The sequence below is a fragment of the Vibrio sp. 811 genome (genome assembly GCF_033339195.1).
This window is the reverse complement of record NZ_JAWOUB010000486.1, coordinates 1-658: the sequence shown is the minus strand read 5'-3', so window position 1 is coordinate 658 and position 658 is coordinate 1. Positions and strand designations below refer to the sequence as shown.

General features: G+C 48.0%; 1 protein-coding gene and 1 pseudogene. Both read left to right on the top strand.

Annotation, left to right across the window (positions count from 1 at the left end):
- Positions 1-94 precede the first annotated feature (94 nt).
- Positions 95-379: an LcrG family type III secretion system chaperone VcrG gene (gene vcrG / locus R7Q46_RS27640; RefSeq protein WP_005464408.1), complete on the top strand. Its 285-nt coding sequence runs from the start codon at positions 95-97 to the stop codon at positions 377-379.
- Positions 380-383: 4 nt separating this feature from the next.
- Positions 384-658 (top strand): annotated as a pseudogene (locus tag R7Q46_RS27635) (Type III secretion cytoplasmic LcrG inhibitor); the annotation flags it as partial.

The following is a 658-nucleotide window of genomic DNA, read 5'->3' as shown; positions in this document are numbered from 1 at the left end:
AGACTATCGCCCACTGAAAAAGAGAAAAATGTAAAAACTCTCGACTGTTACTGACAGCGCCAATGAGAAGACACGCTTTAAGATAGGAATCAATATGAAGCAACCCTTTACCCAAGCTATTGAAAATGCAGAGTTAGCCATTCGAAATGCGGATGAAAGAAATGACATTTTTAGTGAGCTATTAGAAGGACTCGGTGTTGGCCCCGTAGCAGGAGAAGTTCTGCTTGGCGGTTTAAACGCCTCGCCGAAGTTAATGCAACACGCAGAGCAAGAACTCATCGAAGAAGTTCAGCGCCGCAGGCAGCAACAGCATCAGTTGCAAGGCGTGCAGGGTAAAAGACGAAAGCGACCAACCATGATGCGCGGTATGGTGATCTAGAGGTTTGGATATGACGAATATGACAACAACGGGCTCAGCAACCGGTGCGGCAACCGCCGCCGCAAGCAGTACGCCACTGCCAACGTTTGGACAAAGCCTAACAGAGCAATTGACCCCAATTTTAGGTGATGCGGAAACTCAGCAGCTTGCTTCACTGATCGCGTATTTGCCAACCATTAAAGGTCAAACTGACGAACAGAGCATCGCACTTTACGTCGATACGCTGACTCAATTGAAAGAGAAAAACAGCGCATTTTCGGGTGCTGCGCTCAGCGAAAG

What these genes read in the sequence shown, in the direction of transcription:
- vcrG (WP_005464408.1), top strand. Translation starts at nt 95, where the DNA reads ATGAAGCAACCCTTTACCCAAGCTATTGAAAATGCAGAGTTAGCCATT.